This window comes from Georgenia sp. G2120 (genome assembly GCF_055326485.1).
Window position 1 is genome coordinate 40,682 of the sequence record NZ_JBUZNL010000013.1, and the last position, 25,926, is coordinate 66,607.

28 protein-coding genes are annotated in these 25,926 nt (G+C 72.5%); 20 read left to right on the top strand and 8 right to left on the bottom strand.

Translation table 11 applies throughout. The annotated features are described in order from the left end of the window. Positions 1-10: 10 nt before the first annotated feature. A complete protein-coding gene (locus ACZLMO_RS13490) occupies positions 11-2,002 on the bottom strand; it encodes a vWA domain-containing protein (RefSeq protein WP_463654040.1) in 1,992 nt (663 codons plus the stop codon). A gap of 13 nt (positions 2,003-2,015) precedes the next feature. Beyond that, positions 2,016-3,461, bottom strand: a complete 1,446-nt coding sequence (locus tag ACZLMO_RS13495; protein WP_463654041.1) for a sigma 54-interacting transcriptional regulator — start codon at positions 3,459-3,461, stop codon at positions 2,016-2,018. Positions 3,462-3,495: 34 nt separating this feature from the next. Here ACZLMO_RS13495 and ACZLMO_RS13500 point away from each other — a divergent pair, with 34 nt between their 5' ends. The 3 genes from ACZLMO_RS13500 (at position 3,496) to ACZLMO_RS13510 (ending at position 6,041) form a co-directional block, all read left to right on the top strand. Continuing rightward, positions 3,496-4,155, top strand: coding sequence for a histidine phosphatase family protein (locus ACZLMO_RS13500; protein ID WP_463654042.1), 660 nt, complete (start codon positions 3,496-3,498; stop codon positions 4,153-4,155). A 10-nt stretch (positions 4,156-4,165) separates the two neighbouring features. Continuing rightward, complete coding sequence (locus ACZLMO_RS13505; protein ID WP_463654043.1) at positions 4,166-5,011, top strand: SCO1664 family protein; 846 nt, start codon at positions 4,166-4,168, stop codon at positions 5,009-5,011. A gap of 211 nt (positions 5,012-5,222) precedes the next feature. After that, positions 5,223-6,041: a serine hydrolase domain-containing protein gene (locus tag ACZLMO_RS13510; protein WP_463654044.1), complete on the top strand. Its 819-nt coding sequence runs from the start codon at positions 5,223-5,225 to the stop codon at positions 6,039-6,041. Positions 6,042-6,081: 40 nt separating this feature from the next. On the opposite strand, the gene ACZLMO_RS13515 is transcribed toward ACZLMO_RS13510, so the two are convergent. Together ACZLMO_RS13515 and ACZLMO_RS13520 are read right to left on the bottom strand one after the other, a co-directional pair. Next, a complete protein-coding gene (locus ACZLMO_RS13515; protein ID WP_463654045.1) occupies positions 6,082-6,747 on the bottom strand; it encodes a hypothetical protein in 666 nt (221 codons plus the stop codon). A gap of 88 nt (positions 6,748-6,835) precedes the next feature. Then, on the bottom strand, positions 6,836-7,627 hold the full coding sequence (locus tag ACZLMO_RS13520; RefSeq protein WP_463654046.1) for an exodeoxyribonuclease III: 792 nt from the start codon (positions 7,625-7,627) through the stop codon (positions 6,836-6,838). 258 nt (positions 7,628-7,885) lie between these two features. Between ACZLMO_RS13520 and exaC the strand changes: the two genes are divergently transcribed. From exaC to ACZLMO_RS13555, 7 genes are all read left to right on the top strand, one after another. Then, positions 7,886-9,409: an acetaldehyde dehydrogenase ExaC gene (exaC, locus tag ACZLMO_RS13525; protein ID WP_425715415.1), complete on the top strand. Its 1,524-nt coding sequence runs from the start codon at positions 7,886-7,888 to the stop codon at positions 9,407-9,409. Between the two features lie 58 nt (positions 9,410-9,467). Beyond that, positions 9,468-9,914, top strand: coding sequence for a DUF779 domain-containing protein (locus ACZLMO_RS13530; RefSeq protein WP_463654047.1), 447 nt, complete (start codon positions 9,468-9,470; stop codon positions 9,912-9,914). 104 nt (positions 9,915-10,018) lie between these two features. Beyond that, positions 10,019-10,606 (top strand): orotate phosphoribosyltransferase, encoded by a 588-nt coding sequence (pyrE, locus tag ACZLMO_RS13535; RefSeq protein ID WP_463654048.1) that lies wholly within the window; start codon positions 10,019-10,021, stop codon positions 10,604-10,606. After that, positions 10,599-11,243, top strand: a complete 645-nt coding sequence (locus ACZLMO_RS13540) for a TrmH family RNA methyltransferase (protein WP_463654049.1) — start codon at positions 10,599-10,601, stop codon at positions 11,241-11,243. The genes pyrE and ACZLMO_RS13540 overlap by 8 nt, the downstream gene beginning before the upstream one ends. Before the next feature lie 139 nt (positions 11,244-11,382). Further along, positions 11,383-12,405: a class II fructose-bisphosphate aldolase gene (gene fbaA / locus ACZLMO_RS13545; RefSeq protein WP_425715373.1), complete on the top strand. Its 1,023-nt coding sequence runs from the start codon at positions 11,383-11,385 to the stop codon at positions 12,403-12,405. Positions 12,406-12,527: 122 nt separating this feature from the next. After that, a complete protein-coding gene (locus tag ACZLMO_RS13550) occupies positions 12,528-12,833 on the top strand; it encodes a hypothetical protein (protein WP_425715374.1) in 306 nt (101 codons plus the stop codon). Beyond that, positions 12,820-13,140, top strand: a complete 321-nt coding sequence (locus tag ACZLMO_RS13555) for a hypothetical protein (RefSeq protein ID WP_463654050.1) — start codon at positions 12,820-12,822, stop codon at positions 13,138-13,140. Before ACZLMO_RS13550 ends, ACZLMO_RS13555 begins: the two co-directional genes overlap by 14 nt. A 50-nt stretch (positions 13,141-13,190) precedes the next feature. Here ACZLMO_RS13555 and ACZLMO_RS13560 read toward each other — a convergent pair whose 3' ends face one another. Both ACZLMO_RS13560 and ACZLMO_RS13565 read right to left on the bottom strand, forming a co-directional pair. Next, positions 13,191-13,406, bottom strand: a complete 216-nt coding sequence (locus tag ACZLMO_RS13560) for a hypothetical protein (protein ID WP_425715376.1) — start codon at positions 13,404-13,406, stop codon at positions 13,191-13,193. 47 nt (positions 13,407-13,453) lie between these two features. Continuing rightward, complete coding sequence (locus ACZLMO_RS13565; RefSeq protein WP_425715377.1) at positions 13,454-13,930, bottom strand: SRPBCC family protein; 477 nt, start codon at positions 13,928-13,930, stop codon at positions 13,454-13,456. Positions 13,931-13,996: 66 nt separating this feature from the next. Between ACZLMO_RS13565 and ACZLMO_RS13570 the strand changes: the two genes are divergently transcribed. Both ACZLMO_RS13570 and ACZLMO_RS13575 read left to right on the top strand, forming a co-directional pair. Beyond that, a complete protein-coding gene (locus tag ACZLMO_RS13570; protein ID WP_463654051.1) occupies positions 13,997-14,632 on the top strand; it encodes a TetR/AcrR family transcriptional regulator in 636 nt (211 codons plus the stop codon). 106 nt (positions 14,633-14,738) lie between these two features. Further along, positions 14,739-16,025: an adenylosuccinate synthase gene (locus ACZLMO_RS13575; RefSeq protein ID WP_425715379.1), complete on the top strand. Its 1,287-nt coding sequence runs from the start codon at positions 14,739-14,741 to the stop codon at positions 16,023-16,025. 193 nt (positions 16,026-16,218) lie between these two features. Here the strand turns inward: ACZLMO_RS13575 and ACZLMO_RS13580 are convergent, their stop codons facing one another. Then, positions 16,219-17,187, bottom strand: coding sequence for a hypothetical protein (locus ACZLMO_RS13580; RefSeq protein ID WP_425715381.1), 969 nt, complete (start codon positions 17,185-17,187; stop codon positions 16,219-16,221). Positions 17,188-17,400: 213 nt separating this feature from the next. On the opposite strand from ACZLMO_RS13580, the gene ACZLMO_RS13585 reads away from it, so the two are divergent. From ACZLMO_RS13585 to ACZLMO_RS13620, 8 genes are all read left to right on the top strand, one after another. Continuing rightward, positions 17,401-19,254, top strand: coding sequence for a phosphoenolpyruvate carboxykinase (GTP) (locus ACZLMO_RS13585; protein WP_463654052.1), 1,854 nt, complete (start codon positions 17,401-17,403; stop codon positions 19,252-19,254). A 95-nt stretch (positions 19,255-19,349) separates the two neighbouring features. Next, positions 19,350-20,735: a phosphoribosylamine--glycine ligase gene (gene purD, locus ACZLMO_RS13590; RefSeq protein ID WP_463654053.1), complete on the top strand. Its 1,386-nt coding sequence runs from the start codon at positions 19,350-19,352 to the stop codon at positions 20,733-20,735. 126 nt (positions 20,736-20,861) lie between these two features. Next, positions 20,862-21,779 carry a phosphoribosylaminoimidazolesuccinocarboxamide synthase gene (locus tag ACZLMO_RS13595; protein WP_463654054.1) on the top strand — a complete coding sequence of 306 codons (918 nt, stop codon included), beginning with the start codon at positions 20,862-20,864 and terminating at the stop codon, positions 21,777-21,779. A 48-nt stretch (positions 21,780-21,827) separates the two neighbouring features. After that, positions 21,828-22,148 (top strand): phosphoribosylformylglycinamidine synthase subunit PurS, encoded by a 321-nt coding sequence (locus ACZLMO_RS13600; RefSeq protein ID WP_425715385.1) that lies wholly within the window; start codon positions 21,828-21,830, stop codon positions 22,146-22,148. After that, positions 22,145-22,846, top strand: a complete 702-nt coding sequence (gene purQ, locus ACZLMO_RS13605) for a phosphoribosylformylglycinamidine synthase subunit PurQ (RefSeq protein ID WP_463654055.1) — start codon at positions 22,145-22,147, stop codon at positions 22,844-22,846. The genes ACZLMO_RS13600 and purQ overlap by 4 nt, the downstream gene beginning before the upstream one ends. Positions 22,847-23,205: 359 nt before the next feature. After that, positions 23,206-23,775 carry a dihydrofolate reductase family protein gene (locus ACZLMO_RS13610; RefSeq protein ID WP_463654056.1) on the top strand — a complete coding sequence of 190 codons (570 nt, stop codon included), beginning with the start codon at positions 23,206-23,208 and terminating at the stop codon, positions 23,773-23,775. Between the two features lie 93 nt (positions 23,776-23,868). Continuing rightward, entirely contained in the window at positions 23,869-24,030 is a 162-nt protein-coding gene (locus ACZLMO_RS13615; RefSeq protein WP_463654057.1) for a dihydrofolate reductase family protein, read from the top strand. A gap of 3 nt (positions 24,031-24,033) precedes the next feature. Then, positions 24,034-24,438 (top strand): dihydrofolate reductase family protein, encoded by a 405-nt coding sequence (locus tag ACZLMO_RS13620; RefSeq protein ID WP_463654058.1) that lies wholly within the window; start codon positions 24,034-24,036, stop codon positions 24,436-24,438. 130 nt (positions 24,439-24,568) lie between these two features. On the opposite strand, the gene ACZLMO_RS13625 is transcribed toward ACZLMO_RS13620, so the two are convergent. Next, positions 24,569-25,717, bottom strand: coding sequence for a hypothetical protein (locus ACZLMO_RS13625; RefSeq protein ID WP_463654059.1), 1,149 nt, complete (start codon positions 25,715-25,717; stop codon positions 24,569-24,571). Between the last annotated feature and the right edge of the window lie 209 nt (positions 25,718-25,926).

A 25,926-nucleotide genomic window follows, 5' to 3' on the forward strand; every position in this document is an offset into this window, starting at 1 on the left:
GCCGCCGGGCTCAGAGGTCCCAGAGGGAGCGGGCGTGCATGTACTCGCCCACGACGGCGGCGCCGAGGTCGTCGAGGTCCGGCGCCACCACGCGGCCGCGGGCCCGGCGGGCCATCGCGTCGAGGAACCGGGCGAGCCCGGGGTCGTCACCGAGCCGGAAGAACGTGATCTCGGCGCCGAGTCGCACCACGCGGTCGAGCTCGGCGACGGTGAGCTGCAGCGTCCGCGGCATCGGCGGGTAGTCGAACCACGACTCGCCGCCGGGCTCGAGGTGGGCGGTGGGCTCGCCGTCGGTGACCACGAGCAGCACGGGCTGCATCGTCGGGTGCTGCCGGAAGAACCGGGTCGCGAGCATGAGCCCGTGGTGCAGGTTCGTGCCCTGCTCGCGGAACGGCGGCAGGGCGGTGAGCTCGGCGAGGTCGACCCGCTGGGCGTACCGGCCGAACTGGACGAGCTCGAGCCGGTCGCCGCGGAAGCGCGTGGACAACAGCTGGTGCAGGGCGAGCGCGGTCCGCTTCATCGGCAGCCACCGCCCCTCGGCGGCCATCGAGAACGACGTGTCGACGAGCAGCGCCACCGCCGCCTGCGTCCGCGCCTCCGTCTCGGCGATCTCGACGTCCGCCACGTCCAGCCGCAGCCCCCGGCTCGGGTCGCCGCCCTCGCGCGCGGTGCGCAGGGACGCGTTCGTCAGCGACCGGGTGACGTCCCACGGCTCGGTGTCGCCGAAGGCCCAGGCCCGGCTCGATCCGGTCTGCTCGCCGGCCGCACCCGCCTGCCGGGTGTCCCGCGAGCCGCTGCGCCCCGACAGCCGGCCCGCGGCGTCCTGGAGCAACGACCGGCCGAGCCGGCGCATGCCACGAGGGGACAGCCGCAGGTCGCCGTCGGAGCCGCGGTGGAGGTAGTCGGACTCCCGCAGCGCGCGCTCGAGCTCGGCGAGGGTCCGCGCGGACACGGCGGCGTCGTCGCCGAGGTGACGGCCGAGCGCCTCGAGGTCGAGGTCCGAGAGCGGGGACCCCGACGACGCCTGCTCGATCTGCTCGGCGAGGCGGTCGAGGTCCGCGAGCTCCTGCAGCGCCCCGGTGCCGTCGCCGAGCCCCAGCCCCTGGTCGCCGTCGAACTGCTCGGAGCCCGTCCAGTCCTCACCGGGACGCAGGGCCTGCAGGCCGGCGTCGACGCGGGCGAGCCGCTCCATCAGCTGCGGCGAGCCGAAGGCCTGCTGGGAGAGCTGCAAGAGCTCGGCGCGCTGCTCCGGCGTCATCGAGTTGAGCATCCGGCGTGCCGCGGCCGAGCGTTTCGCGAGCGTGTCGATGAGCTCGTCGACGTCGCGCGGGTTCTCCGGGAACTGGTCGCCGTGCTTCGCCATGAACTGATCGAAGTCCGCGTCCGTGTCCTCGCCGCGCGCGTGCTTCTCGAGCAGGTCACCGAGGTCGGACAGCATCTCGCTGATCGCCGCCCGGTCCTCGTCGGTGGCGCCCTCGAGCGCCTGCTTCATCCCGGCGAAACGCTGCTCGAGCACCTCGCGGCCGAGCAGGTCCTTGATCTGCTCGTACGCCTGGCGCGCCTCGTCGGACGCCCAGTCGTAGGTGGCGAGCTCGCTGACGGCGGCGGCCGTCGAGGTCGGGAGGTTCTCGAGGACCATCTCGCGGAACGTGCGGTCGGTGTCGTCCATCGCGATGTCGCGCGCGAGCTGGCCGCGCTCGGCGAGCACGGCGGAGTCGAGGAGCTGCTTCACCTCCTGCAGCGTGCCGTCGAGCCGGTGCCGGCCCAGGATGTCCCGGCGACGCTGCTGGACGCGCCCGGCGAGGTCGTCGAGGCCGCGCGCGTCACGGGTCCCGCGGCGCAGGAGCTCGCGCAGTGCCTGGTCGGGGCTGTACCCGGACATGACGTCATCGGCGATCTCGTCGAGCGCCGCCCCGAGGTCGACCGGGGGCGCGAGCGGGTCCGGGCCGCCGGCGTAGCGGCCGTACCGCGCGGGTCGCGGCGAGCGGGGCTGCGGGGTCATGGTCTCGCTCCGGTCATCCGTAGACGGTCTCGCCGTCGCCGGTCTCCTTCGAGATCCGACGGGCGAGGAAGAGGCCCTCGAGCGCGAGCTCGATGGCCGAGGCTCGCGAACCGTCGTCCGTGGCGCCGAGCCGGGCGGCCACCTGGTCGTAGACGTCGGCCGCCGACTCATCGTCACCGGGTCCGTCGCCTTCCGCCGACTCGCCGCCCGCACGACCCGGAACCTCCGGCAGCAGGGCGAGGAACTCGGCGGCGGTCACCCGCTCGCCGGTGGTGACGACCTCGTCGGCGGCCTCGATCGCCGCGACCAGCGGCCCCAGGTCGATGCCTGCGAGGTGGGCGCGCACCGTCTCCGCGGTGGCCGTGCGCAGGACGTGCTCGAGCAGCTCGTCCTCGCGGCCCTCCTCGCCGACCTCGAACTCGACCTTGCCGCCGAGGACGTCGACGGCGGTGCGGCCGTCGACGACGCGCGCGACCGCCCGGTCCTCCCCGCGGACCGTGGCGCGGTGCAGGGCGGCGGCCGCCACGGTCTCGGCGCCGGCGATCGCGAACCGCGCCGAGACGCCGGAGGACTGGTCGACGGCGGGGGACTCGCGCAGGTTCCGCGCGAACCGGGCGAGGATCTCGAGGACGGCCGGCGGCACGTCGGCGCCGAGGTGCGCCTCCTGGGTGATGATGGCGATCTCGTCGTCGAGCTCGATCGGGTAGTGCGTGCGGATCTCGGCGCCGAACCGGTCCTTGAGCGGCGTGATGATCCGCCCGCGGTTCGTGTAGTCCTCGGGGTTCGCCGTCGCGACGACGAGGACGTCCAGCGGGAGCCGCAGCACGTAGCCGCGGATCTGGACGTCGCGCTCCTCCATCACGTTGAGCAGCGACACCTGGATGCGTTCGGCCAGGTCGGGGAGCTCGTTGATGGCGACGATGCCGCGGTGCGAGCGCGGGACCAGTCCGTAGTGGATGGTCTCCGGGTCGCCGAGCCGTCGTCCCTCGGCCACGCGCATCGGGTCGACGTCGCCGATGAGGTCCGCGACCGAGGTGTCCGGGGTCGCGAGCTTCTCGACGTACCGCTCGTCGCGGTGCCGCCAGGCCACCGGCAGGTTGTCGCCGAGCTCCGCGGCCCGCGCGCGCGAGGCGTCGGTGATCGGGTCGAACGGGTGCTCGCCGAGCTCGGAGCCCTCGATGACGGGGGCCCACTCGTCGAGGAGACCGGCGAGGGTGCGCAGCAGGCGGGTCTTGCCCTGGCCGCGCTCGCCGAGCAGCGCGATGTCATGCCCCGCGAGGAGGGCGCGCTCGACCTGCGGCAGCACGGTGGACGAGAACCCGTGCAGGCCGGGCCAGGGGTTCTCCCCGGCTCCGAGGGCGGCGAGCAGGTTCTCGCGGATCTCGTCGCGCAGGGTGCGGAAGGTGTGGCCGGAGGAGCGGAGCTCCCCCACGGTGCTGATGTCGGGGCGATCGCTCACGACCCCAACGTACGTCGCGCCTACGCTGGCGTCGATGACCGAGGAGAAGGCGCCCCCGCCCACGCTGGTCCTGCTGGTACGACACGGCACGACGCCGACGACCGGACGCGTGATGCCCGGCCGCGCCCCCGGACTGAACCTGTCCGATCGGGGTCGCGACCAGGCCGATCGCGTCGGCGAGCGGGTGGCAGCGGCCTCGCCGTCGGCGATCTACTCCTCCCCGCTCGAGCGCGCGCGGGAGACGGCCGAGCCGCTGGTCCGCCGCACCGGGCTGGCGGTCGTCGAGGAGCCGGGGCTGCTCGAGTCGGACGTCGGCGACTGGACGGGTGTGCCGCTCACCGATCTCGCGCGGCTGCCCGAGTGGCGCACGGTGCAGGAGCGTCCCGCCGCCTTCCGGTTCCCCGGCGGCGAGAGCCTCGTCGAGATGCAGGAGCGGATGGCGGCCACCCTCGATCGGATTCGGGCGGCGCACGAGGGGACGACCGTCGTGTGCTTCTCGCACGCCGACCCGATCAAGGCGGCGCTCTCCTACGCGTTCGACCTGTCCCTCGACCGGTTCCAGCGCCTCACGGTCTCCCCGTGCTCCGTCTCCGCGATCGCGTACCGCGCCGCGGGTGACGGTGTCCACGGCGACCCGGTGGTTCTCACCGTCAACTCGACGCTCGAGTCGCTCGCCGACCTGCGGATCTCCTGAGGACGTCCCGGTGGAGGCGGAGCGCGCGATGGGCGAGGCGGCGGGGGAGTGTCCGACGGCCGACGAGGCCGCGCAGTCGGGCTCGCCCAGAGCCGTCGGCCTGACGGCGGCGGGGAAGCCCGCGTCGGGAGCCGCCGACCTGCCGGCTTCGCCGGATCGGTCCGCCGCGACCGACCTCCTCCTGGACGGCGAGATCTCCCTGCTCGGACAGCTGGCGGACTCGAGCAACGAGACGTTCCTCGTCGAGGTCGCCGGCGCAGGTGACCCGGTCTGGGCCATCTACAAGCCGGAGCTCGGCGAGGCGCCGCTGCGGGACTTCCCCCCGGGCCTCTACCGGCGCGAGCGCGCGGCCTACCTGCTGAGCGAGGCGCTCGGCTGGCACCTCGTCCCGACCACCGTGATCCGCGAGGACGCGCCGTTCGGGGTCGGTTCCCTCCAACGCTTCGTCGAGCACGACCGGTCCGCCCACTACTTCACCCTCGTCGACGACGAGCCCGAGACCCACGACGACCTGCGGCGGATCGCCGTGTTCGACGCGCTGACCAACAACACCGACCGGAAGTCGGGCCATGTGCTCCACGGCGTCGACGGGCGCGTGTGGGGCATCGACCACGGGCTGTGCTTCTCGGCAACACCCAAGCTGCGGACCGTGATCTGGGACTTCGCGGGCGAACGTATCGACGCCGACCTGCTGGCCGCGGTCGCGCCGGTCGTCAGCGAGGTCGACGAAGAGATCGCCGCGCTCCTCGACGACGAGGAGGTTGTTGCTCTGCGTCGTCGTGCGCTGCGGCTGGTGACCGACGGACGCCTGCCCGTCGACCTCACCGGGATGGCCTTCCCCTGGCCGCTCGTGTAGCCCGGGGGCGCCGGGGTGAGGCACCCGCCACCGTGTCGAGAGCGCGGGTGATCCGGCTCGCCCGGTGGGCATCGTCGCCTCCCCACCGCACTCTCGACGGGAAGCAGTCCGACAAACCGCAATCTCGATGGGGGTCTCCCAACCGCACTCTCGGCATACGGGGTAAGGGTGACGCGTCGCCCGGGCGTGGCCGATGCGTCATCCTGGGTGCGTGGCTACCTACGCGGCACTGGACCGGTTCGACTTCGACGTGGCGCTGCTCGTCGCCACGCACGACGACGGCGTGATCTCGTCCGACGGCGACGTCGCGAGGGTCTTCCCCTGGAAGTCGGTGACGAAGCTGCTCACCGCGACCGCGACACTGATCGCCGTCGAGGCCGGGCACCTCACGCTCGACGAGCCCGCCGGCCCCGAGGGCTCGACGGTCCGGCACCTCCTCGCGCACGCCTCCGGCCTGCCGATGGACGCCGGCGGCCCGGAGCAGGCACCGGAGAAGCGCCGCGTCTACTCCAACCTCGGGTTCGAGACGCTCGGGGAGCTCGTCGGTGCCCGCGTGGGCATGTCGATCAACGACTGGGTCCGCTCGCAGGTCGTCGAGCCGCTCGGACTGACGTCCGTGGTGACCGAGGGCAGCTGCGCGCACGGCTACTCGGGCTCGACCGCCGACCTGCTGACCTACGGGTTCGAGCTGCTCGACCCCGCTCTGATCTCGTCCGAGCTCCACGCCGAGGCCACCGCCACCGTGTTCCCACGTTTGTCCGGCGTGCTGCCTGGGTTCGGCCGGCAGACCCACAACGACTGGGGCCTCGGTTTCGAGGTCCGCGCCGACAAGGACCCGCACTGGACCGGACCGGGCGTGGCCCCGACGACGTTCGGCCACTTCGGGCAGTCCGGCTCGTTCCTGTGGGTCGACCCGACACGGCGCGCTGCGGCGGCGTTCCTCGGGGACAAGGGCTTCGACACCGAGGTCCACGGAGCTATCTGGCCGGAGCTCAACGAGCAGGTCGTCGCCGTGCTCGACGCGCGCTGAGTCGCTCGCCGCGCCGTCGGACGCGCCCTAGCCGACGGCGTCAGAGGTCCCGCGGCACCACGACGAGCCAGGCGAGCGTCGCCAGCTGACCGATCACCGCCAGCGCCACGAGGTGGCCGAGGATGATGGAGACCGGGCTGACGAGGGCGACCACGGCCGCGGCACCACCGAGCCCTGATCGCACACCGTCAATGAGGTTCTCGTCCCGGAGGCGCCAGGCGGCCGCGGCCGTGACGACCCCCAGTCCGACCGTCACCGGGTACAGCCACAGGCCGAGCGCCAGCAGGACGAGCATCGAGGGTGCGAGGGCATCCTGCGCCGCGTCGATGTGCACCGTGCGGTCCACCAGGTGGGCGACCCAGGACACCACGGCGGCCACCGCGGCCGCGCCGCCGGCGAGCAGTCCGCCGACGGCTGCCAGGTCGGGCAGGGAGTCGTGCTCCCCAAACGCCCGCAGGAGGCCGCGCATGCGCAGTCCGACCATCGGGAGGAGGAGCCCGAGCGGCAGCAGGAAGGCCGCTGCCTGCCACCGCGGCTCGACGTGCTGGAACTGCTCCAGCACGTTGTCGACCGGCTGCCAGAGGATGTCGAAGGGGCCGAAGATCTGACTGAGGAGGGTGAGCCCCGCGATGACGCAGAACAGCGCGGACGGGATCGCCCAGGCGGCCGGCGAGGCGCCGGTGTGCTTGCGCTCGACGCGACCCACGCGGGACTCCGTTCGTGCAGGCGACAGGTTCGGCCTCACCATAGTCAGCGGCCGCGCCGACGGCGCCGGAGCAGCCGCCCCTACGGCCTCACAACGACAGGTCGACGTCGACGATCACCGGCGCGTGGTCGGACGCCCCCTTGCCCTTGCGCTCCTCGCGGTCGACGTGCGCGTCGGTGACCATCGTCGACAGCTCTGGGGAGGCGTAGACGAAGTCGATCCGCATCCCCTCGCCCTTGGGGAACCGCAGCTGCTGGTAGTCCCAGTACGTGTAGACGCCGGGGGTGTGCGGGCGCGTGACCTCGGCGTAGCCGGCATCCTCGAACGCCCCGAACGCCGCCCGCTCGGGCTCCGTCACGTGGGTCTTGCCCTCGAAGAACTCCATGCTCCACACGTCCTCGTCGAGCGGGGCCACGTTCCAGTCACCCATGAGGGCGATGCGCCTGTCGCCGTCGTCCTCGAGCCACCCCCGGGCGACGTCCTTGAGCGTGCCCAGCCACTCGAGCTTGTACGCGTAGTGCGGGTGGTCGATCTCCCGGCCGTTGGGCACGTAGAGGCTCCACACCTTCACCCCGCCGCACAGCGCGCCGATCGCTCGGGCCTCGGCCACGGGCGGGTCGCCGAACTCGGGCATGCCGGGGAACCCCACGGCCACGTCGTTGAGCCCCACCCGCGACGCGATCGCCACGCCGTTCCACTGGTTGAGCCCGTGCAGCGCCACCTCGTAGCCGGCCTCCTCGAACGCCGCCATCGGGAACTGCTCGGGCTTGCACTTGAGCTCCTGCATGGCCAGGACGTCGACGTCCCACCGCTCGAGGAACGCGACGACGCGGTCGATGCGTGTCCGGATGGAGTTGACGTTCCAGGTGGCGATGCGCATGGCACCACGCTAGCCGCGCCCGCCGACGCGCATCACCCCGCGCAGCACCCCTCACCCACCGACGCGCATCACCCCGCGCCGCAGCGCTCACCCCCCATCACAACTCCGACAACCCGGACAACCCCGACACCCGCCCACACCCACCTCGCACATCTGCGCGACCTGCCGACCCGACCTGCCACCGGCCGCCCGACCTCCCTATGCTCGAGGGACCCGCCACACCGACGTGGCACTGACGCCGAAGGAGTCGTGACCCGAATGACCGTCTACGCCAACCCGGGCACCGAGTCGAGCATCGTCAACTACCGCACGCGGTACGACCACTGGATCAACGGCGAGTACCGCGCCCCGGTCAACGGGCGCTACTTCGAGAACCCGAGCCCGCTGACGGGCAAGACCTTCACGGAGGTCGCCCGCGGCGACGCGGACGACATCGAGGCCGCCCTCGACGCCGCGCACGCCGCCGCCCCCGCCTGGGGCAAGACGTCGGCCACGGAGCGCGCGATCATCCTCAACAAGATCGCCGACCGCATCGAGGAGAACCTCGAGGAGATCGCCGTCGCGGAGACCTGGGAGAACGGCAAGCCCGTCCGCGAGACCCTCGTCGCCGACATCCCGCTCGCGATCGACCACTTCCGCTACTTCGCCGGGGCGATCCGCGCCCAGGAGGGCAGCATCACCGAGATCGACGGCGACACGATCGCGTACCACTTCAACGAGCCGCTCGGCGTCGTCGGGCAGATCATCCCCTGGAACTTCCCCATCCTCATGGCGGTGTGGAAGCTCGCCCCGGCGCTCGCTGCCGGCAACGCGATCGTGCTCAAGCCGGCCGAGCAGACGCCGACGTCGATCCTCTACCTGGTCGAGAAGATCGCCGACCTGCTGCCCCCGGGCGTCCTCAACGTCGTCAACGGGTTCGGCGCCGAGGCCGGCAAGCCGCTCGCCTCGAACCCCCGCATCCGCAAGATCGCCTTCACCGGCGAGACCACGACCGGCCGGCTGATCATGCAGTACGCCAGCCAGAACATCATCCCGGTCACCCTCGAGCTCGGCGGCAAGAGCCCGAACATCTTCTTCTCCGACATCGCCCAGGCGAAGGACGACTTCTACGACAAGGCGCTCGAGGGCTTCACGATGTTCGCCCTCAACCAGGGCGAGGTCTGCACGTGCCCGTCGCGCGCGCTCGTCTCGGGGGACATCTACGACTCTTTCATGGCCGACGCCATCGAGCGCACCCGCGCTGTCAAGGCCGGCAACCCGCTCGACACCGAGACGATGGTCGGCGCCCAGGCCAGCAACGACCAGCTCGAGAAGATCCTGTCCTACATCGACATCGGCAAGCAGGAGGGCGCCAAGGTGCTCCTCGGCGGCGAGCGGCTCGAGCACGACGGCGAGCTCGGCGGCGGCTACTACGTGGCCCCGACGATCTTCGAGGGCCAGAACTCCATGCGCATCTTCCAGGAGGAGATCTTCGGCCCGGTCGTGTCCGTGGCCAGGTTCGACGGCTTCGACGACGCGATCTCCATCGCCAACGACACGCTCTACGGCCTCGGCGCCGGCGTCTGGTCCCGCGAGGCGACGACCTGCTACCGGGCGGGCCGCGCGATCCAGGCGGGCCGCGTGTGGACGAACACCTACCACCAGTACCCGGCCGGCGCGGCGTTCGGCGGCTACAAGGGCTCGGGCATCGGGCGTGAGAACCACCAGATGATGCTCAGCCACTACCAGCAGACCAAGAACCTCCTGGTCAGCTACGCACCGAAGCGGCTCGGCTTCTTCTGAGCCGCCCGACGGCGGGTGCCCGGCCCGGGCGGGCCGGGCACCCCGGGAAGGACCTGACATGACGACGACGGAGCGGGTCGCGCTCACCGACGACGCGGCGGCGCTGCTGCGGCGGCTGCGCGCCACGCACGGCGAGCTGATGTTCCACCAGTCCGGCGGCTGCTGCGACGGGTCGTCGCCCATGTGCTTCGCGCAGGGCGACTTCCTCACCGGCGACGCCGACGTCCACCTCGGCGACCTCAGCGTGCCCGCGGACGAGGGGGCCGGCGGCGGGTCGGGCGATGTGTTCACCGTGCCCGTGTGGATGAGCCGCAACCAGTTCGAGGTGTGGCGGCACACGCACCTGACGATCGACGTCGTGGCCGGCCGAGGCGCGGGCTTCTCCCTCGAGGCACCCGACGGCGTGCGGTTCCTCATCCGCTCGCGCCTGTTCACGGACGCCGAGGCCGAGGCGCTCGGCGTGGACGACGCGTCGCGCGTGGGGGCAGCGGCGACCGCGGGCTGAGTCCCGGCGTCGGGGGCGGGCACCCGACCCGCCCCTGACGCCCGGTGCGGGCACCACCGCGGGGTGAGCATCGGCGTCGGGCGCGGGCCGGATACCCTCGGCGCGTGACCTCGACGCCCGCCCCCGCCGCGAACGACCCCCAGCGCGCCCGCCTCGCCTCCTACGTCGCCGACCTCGGTGTCGTGCGCGGGCGCGTCGTGCTGTCCTCGGGCAAGGAGTCCGACTACTACGTCGACATGCGCCGCGTGACGCTCCACCACGAGGCGGGGCCGCTGCTCGGGCACGTCCTGCTCGACCTGCTCGAGGAGGAGGGGTTCGGGGTCGGCGAGATCGACGCGGTCGGCGGGCTCACCCTCGGCGCGGACCCGGTGGCGCTCGCGATCATGCACGCGGCGGCGTCGCGGGGGCAGGCGCTCGACGCGTTCGTCGTGCGCAAGGAGGCCAAGGCGCACGGCATGCAGCGGCGGATCGAGGGGCCGGACATCACGGGGCGGCGGGTCGTCGTCGTCGAGGACACGTCGACCACGGGCGGGTCTGCGCTGACCGCTGCGCACGCGGTGCTCGAGGCGGGGGCCGAGATCGCGGCCGTCCTCGTGGTCCTCGACCGGGCGACCGGCGCGCGCGAGGCCGTCGAGGCGCAGGGCCACCGGTACCTCAACGCGCTCGAGCTCGCCGACGTCGGACTTGACTGACGACACCGGCGACGACGACGAGCGGATTGTCGGCGTCGGGCCGTGGGAGGGCGAGCCGCCGGACGACCCGCGGCTGGACCCGGAGCTGCTCGCGGCGGGGGACCGGCGCAACGTCGCCGACCACTACCGCTACTGGAGCGTCGAGGCGATCCGCGCCGACCTCGCCGCCCGCGCCCACCCGCTCCACCTCGCGCTGCTCAACACCGGCCGCGACCTCAACATCGGCTCGCTCGTGCGCACGGCGAACGCGTTCAACCTGGCGTCGGTGCAGATCGTCGGGCGGCGCCGGTGGAACCGCCGCGGCGCGATGGTCACCGACCGCTACCTCACTGTCGAGCACCGCCCCGACGCCGCCGCGCTGCTGACCTGGGCGCGCGACCGGGGGCTCGCGGTGCTCGGCCTCGACAACCTGCCCGGCGCGGTGCCGCTCGAGGGCCGGGCGCTACCGCGGGAGGCGGTGCTCGTGCTCGGCGAGGAGTCGGCGGGGCTGCCCGCCGAGCTGCTCGCCGGCTGCGACCTGCTGCTCGAGATCAGCCAGCACGGCTCGACCCGGTCCCTCAACGTGGCCGCCGCCGGGGCGATCGCCATGCACGCGTGGATGTCCCAGCACGCGGCGCCGCCGTCGGCGCTCCGGTGACCAGACGGCGCGGAGCACGACGACGAGGGGCCCGCCGTCGGACCTCTCGTCGCTGAGGGACGGAAGGCCCGGACGCGGCACCCCGATCGGTGGGATGATCGGGAGGACAGCACCACGTCCCAGCTCCAGGAGGTCCACGATGCCCATCGCCACCCCCGAGGTGTACGTCGACATGATCGACCGGGCCAAGGCGGGCAAGTTCGCCTACCCGGCCATCAACGTCACGTCCTCGCAGACCCTGACGGCTGCGCTGCGCGGGTTCGCCGAGGCCGAGTCCGACGGCATCATCCAGGTCTCCGTCGGTGGCGCCGAGTACGCGTCCGGCTCCACGGTCAAGGACCGCATCGCCGGCTCCCTCGCGCTGGCCGCGTACGCGAAGGAGGTCGCCAAGGGCTACCCGGTGACCGTCGCCCTGCACACCGACCACTGCGCCGAGTCCAACCTCGACTCCTGGGTCCGCCCGCTGCTCGAGATCGCCAAGGCCGAGGTCGACGCCGGCCGCCTGCCCGCGTTCCAGTCGCACATGTGGGACGGCTCGACGGTCGACCTCGAGACGAACCTGCGGATCGCCGAGGAGCTCCTCGAGAAGTCCGTCGCGGCCCGCACGCTGCTGGAGATCGAGATCGGCGTCGTCGGCGGCGAGGAGGACGGCCACGAGGCCGAGATCAACGAGAAGCTGTACACGACCGCGGAGGACGGCCTGGCCACGGCCCGCGCCCTCGGCACCGGCGAGAAGGGCCGCTACCTCACGGCCCTGACCTTCGGCAACGTGCACGGTGTGTACAAGCCCGGCGCCGTCAAGCTGCGCCCGGAGCTCCTCGGTGACATCCAGAAGGCCGTCGGCGCCGAGGTCGGCAAGGAGAACCCGTTCGACCTCGTGTTCCACGGCGGCTCCGGCTCCACCTCGGAGGAGGTCGCCACCGCGGTGCGCAACGGCGTCATCAAGATGAACATCGACACCGACACGCAGTACGCGTTCTCGCGCCCCGTCGTCGAGCACATGTTCCGCAACTACGACGGCATGCTGAAGATCGACGGCGAGGTCGGCAACAAGAAGCAGTACGACCCGCGCGCGTGGGGCAAGGCGGCCGAGGCCGGCATGGCCGCGCGCATCGTCGAGGCCTGCGAGTGGCTCGGCTCGGCGGGCAAGAAGATCTCCTGACCTGAGGCTGAGGGCGCTCGACGCTGTGGCCCCCGACCGGTATGCACCGGTCGGGGGCCACATGACGTGGGGCGCGACCGCCCAACCTCCCGCATTGTCACACATTGCGATACGCTTCCTCTGTGTATCGCGGGCTGTGGTGGCCAGAGGAGCAGGCCCGATACATCCGTGCTCGCGGTGACCGCTATCCGGGTGCGCTTGGGATCGAACCTCGATGGACGTTGGAGGCCGCCGGCGATCCGTCTGCGGTCGTGCGCGACCCAGACCCCGCAAGCCGAATGGGTGCCGTGCGGATCATCGGTTACTCGCGAAGTGCCGGCTTCGTGGTCACGGTGATCGTCGACCCCGTCGACGGGGCAGGAATCACCGCGTGGAAGACCAACGGAGCTGATCTTCGTTCATACGAGGGAGGACATGATGACCGCTGACGAGCAGGCACGTGCGCGCCGGCAGGCGATTCGCGACGAGTATGCGGAAGAAGAAGCCGAGGCTGCGGAGATCGAGGTCGCCGAGAGTGGGGCAGCACTCGACGTCGCGCTCAACATTCGAATCACCCGTGGTCTGGATGTGGAACTTCGTCGGCGTGCCGCCGTGGAGCAGATCCCGACTTCCGCGCTGGTGCGACGCCTCCTCACGCGGTCGGTCCAGGAGGATACGACGCCCGTGCTGACGGTGGACCAGGTCGAGGCCATCGCGCGCCGAGTCGCCGATGAGGTCGCCGCCTCGCGGAAGTAGTTGGATCCACGGGCCATCCCGCGGGTGTGCTCGAACGGCCTCCAGGTCCCCTACGCCCGGTCGCTCGCAGGCTCCTCGGAGCGCCGCGCGGCCGCGCGCCGCCGGCGCAGCACCTCGAAGACGGCGGTCAGGATCAGGACCACCGCCAGCACGACGATCCAGCGGACCAGCCTGGGCGGGTCGAGGGTGACGTCGAGGACGAGATTGACGACGAACGCGACCACCACTGCGGCGAGGAACCGGATCGAACCCTCGTGGCGCCGCATGCCGCGAACGTATCAGCGGGCGTCCGCGCACGGGTGGTCGGCTGCTGTCACGATCCTTGCGTGGGCCGGGTGCGGTCGTCCGCGTCCAGTGCGCGTGCCTCCCGGTGCTCGGCGGCGCGCCGCATTCCCGCCGCCTCGAGCTCGACGAGCCGTCGCGTCCGGCCGCCGAGCAGGACGTGCGCGGCCCGCGCCAGCGGGCCGGAGTGTGACAACCGGAGGGCGAGGCGGGTGCGGTCGCGGGTGACCCGATGAACGACGTGCTCGGCCGTCGTCACGACCGCCGGTGCCCGCGAGACCATGGTGAACGCGGCGGGCGGCCGATGGTCGGTCACGGTCCAGACTGCCGGCGGGAGCCCGGGCTGCCTGATCCGCAGGCGTGACCCCGCCTTGAACGTTCCGTCGAGGAGCTCGACGGTACGCATCGACGACGTCCACCGGGGCCACTCCTCCGGGATGGCGAGGACCTCCCACACGGCGGCGCTCGTGGCCTCGATCGACGTCGCGGTTCGTGTCTCGGTCTCCATGGCTCAGGGCCTCCGTCCTCGACCGATCTGTACCGTCCGGTACATCCCGCGTGTACCATACGGTACATGGCGACGACGGCACCACCCTCCGGACGGGACGAGCTGCTCCGAGCCGTCATCGAGCACCTCGCGGACGGCCGCGTGGACAACCAGAGCCTGCGTGGCATCGCCGCGGCGGTCGGGACGAGTCATCGGATGCTCATCTACCACTTCGGCTCGAGGGAAGGACTCCTCGTCGAGGTCGCGGCCGCGGTCGAGCAGATGCAGCGCGACGCGTTCACCGTGGTCGCGGAGGGTGGCATCGGCGGCGCGGGCCCCGCCGACGGCACCTTGCCGACGGCCTCGACCCGTGAGGTGGCCACGCAGTTCTGGGCGCGGGTCGTCGGGCCGGCGATGCGGTACGGGCCGCTGTTCTTCGAGATGTCCGCGCACGCGATGCAGCGGCGACCGTACGCGGCCGACCTCGCGGCGCATCTCGTCGAGCCGTGGATCGAGGTGGTCGCCGAGGAGCAGGTCCACCTCGGGGTGGACGCGGCCCGCGCCCGCACCCGGGCCCGCCTCGGCACGGCGGTCGTCCGGGGCCTGCTGTTCGACCTTCTCGTCACCGGCGACCGGAGCGGGGTCGACGAGGCCTTCGAGCTCTTCCTCGACATCCTCGACGCCGACGCCGACGCCGACGCCGACGCCGACGCCGGACCGTGACTCTCGACGAGCCCGCGCTCCGAGGGGCAGCCCGACCCCGTCGCCCCGCGGGTACGCTCGAGCGGTCGTCGGGGCACCCGGCGCCAGCGAGCAGAGGGAGCAGCACATGCCGGCAGTCGTGGTCGTCGGGGCCCAGTGGGGCGACGAGGGCAAGGGCAAGGCCACCGACCAGCTCGGCAGCCGGGTCGACTACGTCGTCAAGTTCAACGGCGGCAACAACGCGGGCCACACGGTCGTCGTCGGCGACGAGAAGTACGCCCTCCACCTGCTCCCGTCCGGCATCCTCAGCCCGGGAGTGATCCCGGTGATCGGCAACGGCGTGGTCGTCGACGTCGACGTGCTGTTCGAGGAGCTCGACGCCCTCGAGGCCCGCGGCGTCGACGTGAGCAAGCTCCGGGTCTCCGCGAACGCCCACCTCATCCCCAGCTACAACCGCACGCTCGACAAGGTGACGGAGCGCTTCCTCGGCAAGCGCCAGATCGGCACCACCGGCCGCGGCATCGGCCCCACCTACGCGGACAAGATGAGCCGCGTCGGCCTGCGCGTCCAGGACCTGTTCGACGAGTCGATCCTGCGCCAGAAGGTCGAGGCCGCGCTCGACTTCAAGAACCAGGTCCTCGTCAAGATCTACAACCGGCGGGCGGCGGAGGTCGACGTGGTGGTCGACGAGCTGCTCACCCACGCCGAGCGGCTGCGCCCGATGGTCGGCGACGTCTCGCTCGAGCTCAACCAGGCTCTCGACGCCGGGAAGATCGTCCTGTTCGAGGCCGGTCAGGCCGCGATGCTCGACGTGGACCACGGCACCTACCCGTTCGTCACGTCCTCCTCGGCGACGGCGGGCGGCGCGAGCACCGGCTCGGGCATCGGCCCCACGCGCATCGATCGCGTGGTCGGCGTCATCAAGGCCTACACGACCCGCGTGGGCGAGGGCCCGTTCCCCACCGAGCTGCACGACGACATGGGCGAGCACCTGCGCAAGACCGGCGGCGAGTTCGGCGTGACCACCGGCCGCCCGCGCCGCACGGGCTGGTACGACGCCGTCATCGCCCGCTACGCCTCCCGCGTCAACGGGCTCACCGACCTCGTCCTCACCAAGCTCGACGTGCTCACCGGCCTGGAGAAGGTCCCCGTGTGCGTCGCGTACGAGGTCGACGGCGAACGGCTCGACGAGATGCCCGCCGACCAGTCCGCGTTCCACCACGCGCGGCCGATCTACGAGGAGCTGCCCGGCTGGTGGGAGGACATCAGCCACGTCCGCGAGTTCGACGACCTGCCGCAGAACGCGCGCGACTACGTGCTCGCGCTCGAGGAGATGTCCGGGACACGGATCTCCGCGATCGGCGTGGGCCCGGACCGCGAGGCGACGATCGTCCGCCACGACCTCATCGACTGAGGACACAACCCCGCACGACGACGGGGCACCGCCCGGCGCGCGACCGCCCTGCCCGCCACGCCCCTCCCCGCCGACCCCACCCGCACGCGACGACGGCCGCCTCCCGAAGGAGGCGGCCGTCGCTGCTACGTGAGAGGTGCTGCGCCCGGGCGAGGTGGGCCGCCCGGGGTGAGCTCCGGCGTCGGGCGGGGCCTTATGACCAGCCCTGCTGCTGCGGCGGGGGCTGCTGACCGCCCGGGCCCCAGCCCTGCTGACCCTGGCCAGGGCTCTGCGCGCCCCAGCCCTGCTGGCCACCGGCGCCCCACTGCTGGCCCTGGTCGGCGCCCCAGCCCTGCTGGCCGCCGGCGCCCCACTGCTGCGGCTGGCCCTGCTGGGCGCCGCCCCACTGCTGGCCCTGGTCCCACTGCGGCTGACCGCCGTAGCCGCCACCGCCGTAGCCACCCGGACCGCCGCCGTAGCCGCCGGACTGCTGCGCGGCCGCGCGCTTCTTCTTCGAGCCGCTGCGCACGACGAGCACGATGATGAGGGCGAGGATCGCCACGACGACGCCGATGCCGACCCACAGCGCCCAGCCCGGCAGGCTGTCGAGGAGGCCCGGGGAGGCGGAGCCGGTGGCGGTGATGCCGTCGCGCATCCACTCGATGCCCTCGAAGGTCACCTCGTTGCCGTTGACCTCGCCGCCGCCGCCGTCGATGACCCCGCCCGGGAAGACGACGGTCGTGGTGAGCTCGGGGGCGCCGCCGAGGGCCGCCATCTCGTCGGGGTTGAGCGTCGGGTCGCCGTGCAGGTCGAACGTGAGGGTGTCGCCCTCCTGGGTGACGACGTAGCTGCCGTCGTCCTCGTTGATCATCTCGTTCGTGGGCCCGGACCCCTCGATCGTGCAGCCCGGCATCCCGTTCTCCTCGTAGTCCTCCGCCGTGATGTTGCCGCCCTCGACGGGGGAGTCACCGCCCTCCGCGAGCGTGGAGCAGTCGACGTCCTCCCGGGTGATGCCCGGCATGGTCGCCACGCCCTGCGCGTGGATCGTCGTGTTGCCGTCGGTCCCGATCTCGTAGGTCGTCTCGGCGCGGAAGCACCCGGTGAGCACGAGGAGGAGGACAGGGAGGGACAGAAGGGCCGTGATGCGGCGGCGCAGGCCACTAGGCTGGGGGTGACGTCTCATGGCGTCACGGTAGCGGTCCACGGGCGGGTCGGACGTGGGTAGATCACCCACGGATGTCTCCGTCGGCAGGACCCGGTGCAGAGCGGCGCCGGGGGAGCGGTACCGGGAGTGGACGGCCGCGAGATCGGGTCCGGTGGCGCGGCACCGGTCGAGCGGCACGGGCGACGAGGCCACGGGGGAGCGGACCCCCGGTAGCGAGGAGGACGATCAGCGATGACCACCCAGACCCCGGCGATCGAGCTGGCCCGAGAAACGGCGCCCGGAGGCGTCCCGGAGGACCTGCTCGAGTGGGTCGCCGGGATCGCGGCCCTGACCAGGCCGGCGCGCGTGCTGTGGGCCGACGGCTCGCAGGAGGAGTGGGACCGGCTGACCGGCGAGATGGTCGAGACCGGCACGCTCATCAGGCTGAACGAGGAGCTGCGCCCGAACAGCTTCCTCGCGCGGTCGGAGCCCTCGGACGTGGCGCGGGTCGAGTCGCGCACGTTCATCTGCTCGGAGAAGGAGTCCGACGCCGGGCCGACGAACAACTGGGCCGAGCCCGCCGCCATGCGCGAGACCCTGCGCGGGGTGTTCGACGGCGCGATGGCCGGCCGCACGATGTACGTGGTCCCGTTCAGCATGGGCCCGCTCGGCGGCGACATCTCCAAGCTCGGCGTCGAGATCACGGACTCGCCCTACGTCGTGGCGAACATGCGGATCATGACGCGGATGGGGGCGCCGGCGCTCGAGCTCATCAAGGGCGGCGAGTACTGGGTGCCGGCGGTGCACTCGGTGGGCTACCCGCTGGTCGACGCCGCGGGGAACGAGCGTGCGGACGTCCCCTGGCCGTGCTCGGAGGACAAGTACATCACCCACTTCCCCGAGACCCGCGAGATCTGGTCCTACGGCTCCGGCTACGGCGGCAACGCCCTGCTCGGCAAGAAGTGCTACGCCCTGCGCATCGCGTCGGTCATCGCCCGCGACGAGGGGTGGATGGCCGAGCACATGCTCATCCTCAAGCTCACCGACGAGCGGACCGGGAAGGCGTACCACGTGACCGGCGCGTTCCCCTCGGCCACCGGCAAGACGAACCTCGCGATGCTCCAGCCCACGATCCCGGGGTGGCGGGTCGAGACCGTCGGGGACGACATCGCGTGGATGCGCCAGGGCGCGGACGGGCGGCTGTACGCGATCAACCCCGAGGCCGGCTTCTTCGGCGTGGCACCGGGGACGGGGCGCTCGACCAACCCCGTCGCGATCGACACGCTGGGCGAGAACATCCTCTTCACGAACGTGGCCCTGACCGACGACGGCGACGTGTGGTGGGAGGGCCTGACCAAGGAGAAGCCGGCGCACCTCGTCGACTGGCAGGGCAACGACTGGACGCCGGACTCGCCCACGCCGGCCGCCCACCCGAACAGCCGCTTCACCGCCCCCGCCGCGCAGGCCCCGACGATCGCGGACGACTGGGAGGATCCGCGCGGCGTGCCGATCGACGCGATCCTCTTCGGCGGCCGGCGCGCGTCCAACGTGCCGCTCGTGTCCGAGGCCTACGACTGGGAGCACGGCGTGTTCATGGGCGCGACGGTGGCCTCCGAGCAGACGGCCGCCGCCGAGGGCACCGTGGGGGCGCTGCGCCGCGACCCGTTCGCCATGCTCCCGTTCTGCGGGTACGACATGGCCGACTACTGGGGCCACTGGCTGGCGATGGGGGAGAAGCTCGGCGAGCACGCGCCCCGCATCTACACGGTCAACTGGTTCCGCAAGGACGCCGACGGGCGCTTCATGTGGCCCGGCTTCGGCGACAACTCCCGCGTGCTCGACTGGATCATCCGCCGCGTGAGTGGTGAGGTCGACGCCGTGGACGGGATCACCGGGCGGATGCCGCGGGTCGGGGACCTCGAGCTGGGCGGGCTCGACCTCGCCCCGGAGGTGCTCGAGGAGATCTTCCGCGTGGACCCGGACGCGTGGGTGGCCGAGTCCGACGCCACCGAGGCCTACCTCGAGCAGTTCGGGGACAAGGTGCCGGCGGCGGTGCGCGAGCAGCTGGCCAGGCTGAGGGAGCGCATCGCGGCCGCCGGCGACTGACCCCTCCGTCTGGCGAGCGAGCGGCTTTCCTGCGGACGAGTGAGCACGCCGGGCGGGTGGCGGGGGTGCGGCACGCGCCCCGTACCCTTGCGCGGGTGAAGATCCTCCTGCTCGGCTCCGGCGCGCGCGAGCACGCCCTCGCGCGCGCCCTCGCCGCCGACCCCGCCACCGAGTCCCTCGTCCTCGCCCCCGGCAACCCGGGGTGCGCCGACCTCGGCGAGCGGGTCGACATCGACATCCTCGACGGCGCCGCCGTGGTCCGCCTGGCCATGGACAAGGGGGTGGACCTCGTCGTCGTGGGCCCGGAGGCCCCGCTCGTGGCGGGCGTCGCCGACCCGGTGCGCGCCGCCGGGATCCCCGTGTTCGGCCCCAGCGGCGCCGCCGCGCGCCTCGAGGGCTCGAAGGCCTACGCCAAGGAGATCATGGCGCTCGCCGAGGTCCCCACGGCGATGGCGCACGTCTGCGTCACGCGCGAGGAGGTCGAGGCCGCGCTCGACGCCTTCGGCCCGCCGTACGTGGTCAAGGACGACGGGCTCGCCGCCGGCAAGGGCGTCGTCGTCACCGAGGACCGCGACGCCGCGCTGAACCACGCGGTCGCCTGCCTCGCGCCGGCCGTCGGCGGGGACGAGTCGACCGGGGGGCGCGCCGCCGTCGTCGTCGAGGAGTTCCTCGACGGCCCCGAGGTCTCCCTGTTCTGCCTGTCCGACGGCGAACGTGTCCTTCCGCTCGCCCCCGCCCAGGACTTCAAGCGCATCGGCGACGGCGACACCGGCCCCAACACCGGCGGCATGGGCGCCTACTCGCCGCTGCCGTGGGCACCGGCCGACCTCACCGAGCAGGTCGTCGAGCGCGTCGCGCAGCCCGTCATCGACGAGCTCGCGCGGCGGGGGACCCCGTTCGTCGGCCTCCTGTACTGCGGGCTCGCGCTGACCTCGCGCGGCCTGCGGGTCATCGAGTTCAACGTCCGCTTCGGCGACCCCGAGGTCCAGGTCGTCCTCCCGCGCCTGCGCACGCCGCTCGCCGGGCTCCTGCACGCCGCCGCCACGGGGAGCCTGCCCGCCGGTGGCGTCCTCGAGTGGGACGAGGGGGCCGTGGTCGGGGTCGTCGTGGCGTCGTCCGGGTACCCCGGCAAGGTTCGCACCGGCGACCGGGTCGATGGGCTGACGGAGTGCGAGGCGATCGACGGCGTGCACGTGGTCCAGGCGGGCACCGCCGAGGCCGGTGGCGGGTCCGGTGGCGGGTCCGGTGGCGGGGCCGGGAGCGGGTCCGGAACCGGGGCCGACGACGACGCCGCCTCCCGCGCGGTGGTCTCGGACGGCGGGCGGGTGCTGACGGTGGTCGGACGGGGCGCGGACCTCGCCGCCGCGCGCGACGCCGCCTATGCCGGCGTGGCCGAGGTGCGCCTCGAGGGCTCGCAGCACCGCACCGACATCGCGCTCGCGGCCGTCGAGGGGCGCATCTCGGTGCCGCTGCCGGGCTGACCGGGGTTCGTCGTCGTCGGACCCGCCGTTCGTCGTCGTCGGGCACGTGTGTGTCAGGCCGCCCACCCCTCGGACCCCGGACGGACAGCCCTACTCCCGCACCCCCGCCGGTGGGAGGATGGCGGCATGAGCATCCTGGTCGGTGAGGCGCCGCACCTGCGCGGCTGGACCCACGTCTACAGCGGCAAGGTGCGGGACATGTACGTCCCGGCGGACCAGGAGTCGGGGCGCGGCGGGGACGTCGTGCTGATGGTGGCCTCGGACCGGATCAGCGCGTACGACCACGTGCTGCCGACGACGATCCCCGGCAAGGGCGTCGTCCTCACGCAGCTCACGCTGTGGTGGTTCGAGCAGCTGGCCGACCTCGTGACCAACCACGTCGTCTCCCTCGAGGTGCCGCCCGAGGTCGAGGGGCGCGCGATGATCTGCCGCCGCCTGCAGATGTTCCCGCTCGAGTGCGTGGTCCGTGGGTACCTCACGGGCTCCGCGCTGGCGGAGTACCGGGCCACGGGCGAGGTCTGCGGGATCGCGCTGCCGCAGGGGATGGCCGAGGGCGACCGCATCGAGCCACCGATCTACACGCCGGCGTCGAAGGCGGCGGTCGGGGACCACGACGAGAACATCACGTTCGAGCAGTCCGTCGAGGCGGTCGGGGTCGTGGCCGCGCGTCGGCTGCGGGATCGCTCGCTCGCCGTGTTCGCCCGCGCCTCCGAGATCGCGGCGGAGCGCGGCCTGGTCCTCGCCGACACCAAGTTCGAGTTCGGCCGGGAGAACCGGCCCGGGGACGCCGAGCTCGTCCTCGCCGACGAGGTCCTCACGCCCGACTCCTCGCGCTTCTGGCGGGCCGAGGACCTTGCCCCCGGCGTGACGCCGCCGAGCATCGACAAGCAGTTCGTCCGCGACTGGCTCACCTCGCCGGCCGCGGGCTGGGAACGCACCTCCGACGCGCCGCCGCCCCCGCTGCCGAACGAGGTCGTCGAGCGCACGCGCGAGCGCTACGTCACCGCGTTCGAGACCCTCACGGGGCGGACGGCCGACGTCTGATCCCGCGCCCCGGCCTACGCTGGGGCCAGCCGTCAGGAAGGACACCACATGGGCCGCATCGTCGTCGACGTCATGCCGAAGCCGGAGATCCTCGACCCGCAGGGCAAGGCCGTCGCCCGCGCGCTCGAGCACCAGGGGATCGCCGGCGTCGCCGTGCGTCAGGGCAAGCGGTTCGAGCTGACCGTCGAGGGGGACGTCACCGATGCCCACCTCGAGGCCGCCCGTCGGGCCGCCGCGGACGTGCTGTCCAACCCGGTGATCGAGGACGTGGTGAGCGTGCGCGCGGAGGAGGCTGCGGCGTCGGGCACCGTCCCGGCCGGGACGGCCGGTACCACCACGCCCGACGCCGGCACCCAGGTCGCGCAGTGACCGCTCGCATCGGGGTGGTCACCTTCCCCGGCACCCTCGACGACGTCGACGCCGCCCGCGCGGTGCGCCTCGCCGGTGCGGAGCCGGTGGCCCTGTGGCACGCGGAGGCGGACCTCCAGGGGGTCGACGCCGTGGTCCTGCCCGGCGGGTTCTCCTACGGCGACTACCTGCGCGCCGGGGCGATCGCGGCCCTTGCGCCGGTCATCCGCTCGGTCGTGGACGCCGCCCGCGCGGGCACGCCGGTGCTCGGCATCTGCAACGGCTTCCAGGTGCTGTGCGAGGCGCACCTGCTGCCCGGGGCGCTCGTGCGCAACGACCGGCAGCGGTTCGTGTGCCGGGAGCAGCGGCTGCGCGTCGTGTCGGACCGGACCGCGTGGACGAATCTGTTCGAGGCGGGCCAGGAGATCGTCGTCCCGCTGAAGAACGGTGAGGGTCGGTACGTCGCCACCGACGAGACGCTCGATGAGCTCGCCGCCGAGGGGCGCGTCGTCTTCGAGTACGTCGGGGTCAACCCCAACGGGTCGTTCTGCGACATCGCCGGCGTGTCCGACGCGTCCGGCCGCGTGGTGGGGCTGATGCCGCACCCGGAGCACGCCGTGGAGAAGGGCTTCGGGCCGGACACGGCCGCGGGTGTGCGCGCGGGCACCGACGGCCTCGAGCTCTTCCGCAGCGCGATCGAGTCGCTCATCCCCGCCTGACCCCCGCGTCTTTCATCGAGATTGCGGTTGGTGCACGTCGAGATTGCGGTTGGGAGCTGCGCGCCAGTGGTCGAGAGTGCGGCTTAGCCGGGCGCCAATGGTCGAGAGTGCGGTGTAGGTCTGCCGCCACGCGTCAAGCGGACCGGGTTCGGGCTCCCAACCGCAATCTCGATGACGTAGCGCGCGGACCTCACGGCGACTTGGGTTCGAGCTCCCAACCGCAATCTCGATGACGTAGCGCGCGGGAAGCTCGTCGTCGTGCGAGTTTCCCCCTGCGCGACCCGCGCACGAGGAGTACGTTCCTCCGCACGGGACCACGCGCGAACGTAGCCCCCCACTCGACGACGATCGGAACGGCCATGGGACGGCTCCTCTACTCGATGCAGGTCTCCCTCGACGGCTACGTGCAGGACCCGGCCGGCGACTTCTCCTGGGCCGCCCCCGAGGCCGGCGACCACCAGGCGATGAACGACGCGATGTCCGACGTCGGGACGTACCTCATGGGCCGCCGCATGTACGAGATGATGCACGTCTGGGAGACGGACCCGTCGATCGCCGAGCAGGGCCCCGAGGCCGCGGAGTTCGCGCAGATCTGGCAGCGCGCCGACAAGGTCGTCTTCTCGACCACGCTCTCCGACCCCATCACGGCGCGCACCGAGCTGCGCCGCACGTTCGACCCCGCCGAGATCCGCGCGCTCAAGGACGCTTCCGACGAGGACCTCACGATCGACGGCCCCACGCTTGCCGCCCACGCGCTGCGGCACGGCCTCGTCGACGCCGTCATGCCCGTGATCTACCCCGTCTCGATCGGCGGCGGCCTCCGCTTCCTCCCCGACGACCTGCGCCTCGACCTCACGCTGCGCCGCGACCGCGTGGTCGGGCGAGGGATCGTGTTCCTCGAGTACGACGTCGTCCACGCCCGCGACTGAGCACGGCTCACCCCGGGGACACCCCGGACACCCGGGAACGAGCCCGACGACGAACCCCCGCCACCCCACCGCCGCCACGACGGAGTCACCACGATGGGCCGCCTGATCTACTGGATGAACGTCTCGCTCGACGGCTACGTCGCCGGCCCGGACGGCAGCCCCGGGTGGGCCGAGCCGAGCGCCGAGGTGATGGCCGCGTTCAACGCCGACACGGCCGAGGTCGGCACCTACCTCTACGGCCGCCGCATCTACTAGCTGATGAGCGTGTGGGAGACGGATCCCGCGATCGCCGCCGAGTCCGCCGGGAACGCCGAGTTCGCCCGTCTCTGGCAGGCCGCGGAGAAGGTCGTGCACTCCGCGACCCTCGGAGTCGTCCCCACGCGGCGCACGCGCGTCGAGCGGACCTTCGACCCGGCCCGGGTCCGCGAGCTCAAGGACTCGACGACGACGAACATCACCGTCAACGGGCCCACCCTCGCCGCTCAGGCGCTGCGTGCCGGCCTCGTCGACGAGGTGGGGATGTACCTCTGGCCGGTCGCCCTCGGCGGGGGACTGCGGTTCCTGCCCGACGACGTGGCGCTCGACCTGCGGCTGACGAGCGAGCGGCGGTTCGGCAACGGGACCGTGCGCCTGCGCTACGACGTCTTCCACGGCCGCGCGTAGGGGCGCGTCGTCGGAACGAGCACGACGACGAACCCCACTCTCGACTGGTGTCGGGCTCCCAACCGCAATCTCGACGACGACGAACCGCAATCTCGACGTGCACGAACCGCACCGGCCGCGAACCCTCGAGTCAGAGGTCGGCGTCCTCGGGGGTCAGCCGGGAGCCCTCCGCCCAGGCGTCGACGAGGTCCGGGCCGGCCTGACCGAGCGGGCCGACGACGAACTCGAGCTCGTCGCCCGTGAGCGGCTCCGCGTCCTCCACGGCGGCCAGTGCGTCCTCCACGGTGTCGACCATCGCGCCGGTGGTGGTGAGGTACTCGGGGACCTCGAGCTCCGCGTCGACCGTCCCGACCAGCGGCGTCCCGATCGCCGCGATCTTGGGGAACACGCTCCCGGGGATGCCGACGGCGACCTCGGCGCGCGCCGCCGCCTCCACCGAACCCTCCTCGGCGATCTCGAACTCCTCCCACAGGGACGCGTCCTCGCGCGGGTGCATCCCGACGAGGATCTCGTACCCCTCGTCGCTCAGCGCGTGCGCGGTGTCCAGCAGGAGCTCGGCGCCCGGCGCGGCTCCACCGGTCTCGTCCGGGTGCGTGACGCTGGTGAGGATGAGGACGGTGTCCGGCTCCGGCTGCCACTCGGGTGTCTCGTCCAGCTCCGGGCCGCCGACCACCTCGATGTCCTCCTCGTCGACGCCGAGGTACACCGCGAAGGTCTCCTGCTCGGCGGGGGAGCCGGCCGTCACCGCGGTGAGTCGCGGCCGGATGTCGTCGGCGAAGGGGGCCTCCTCGGCCTCGAGGTAAGCGGTGCTGCTGGCCACGACCGGCAGGTCCTCGAACGCCTCGACCACCTCGGCCGGCCACTCTTCGGCACCGTTGACCACCAGCAGGTCGTAGTCGGCGGGATCGGCGTCGTCCAGCGGGACGGAGGCGACCGCGGCCTCCTCGTCCACCTCGGACATGTCGGGGACGATCAGCTCGATCGTGCCGCCCTGGGCCTCGATCTCGTCGGCGACGTGCTCGACGTGGTAGGCGCCCCACGGCTCGTTCGTGGCCACGGCGACCCGCAGCCCGGCGGCGTCGGTCGACCCGGGTTCGGTGCCGGGATCGGCGTCGTCGGACGGGGATTCGTCGGACGCGGTCTCCTCGCTGCCGGCCTCCGACTCGTTCGCGCCGTCGTCCTCGAGGGCGCCGTCGTCGGTGCCCTCCCCGCACGCGGCGAGGAGAAGGGCGAGGGCGGGAATGGTGACGAGGGCCCGGATGCGGGAGGTGGATGCCATGGGGCCGGACTCTGCCCCGGCGAGGTGAAGCGGACGCGAACGCCGGGGGATCAGGCCCTGAATCGCGGGAGGGCGCCCAAGAACCTGCACATGCGCGCGGTCTGAGCCGCACTCTCGACACGCCGGAGACGGGCGCCGCGCGGCCTGAGCCTCACTCTCGACCAGCCTCGGGCTCCCAACCGCAATCTCGACGTGCACGAACCGCAATC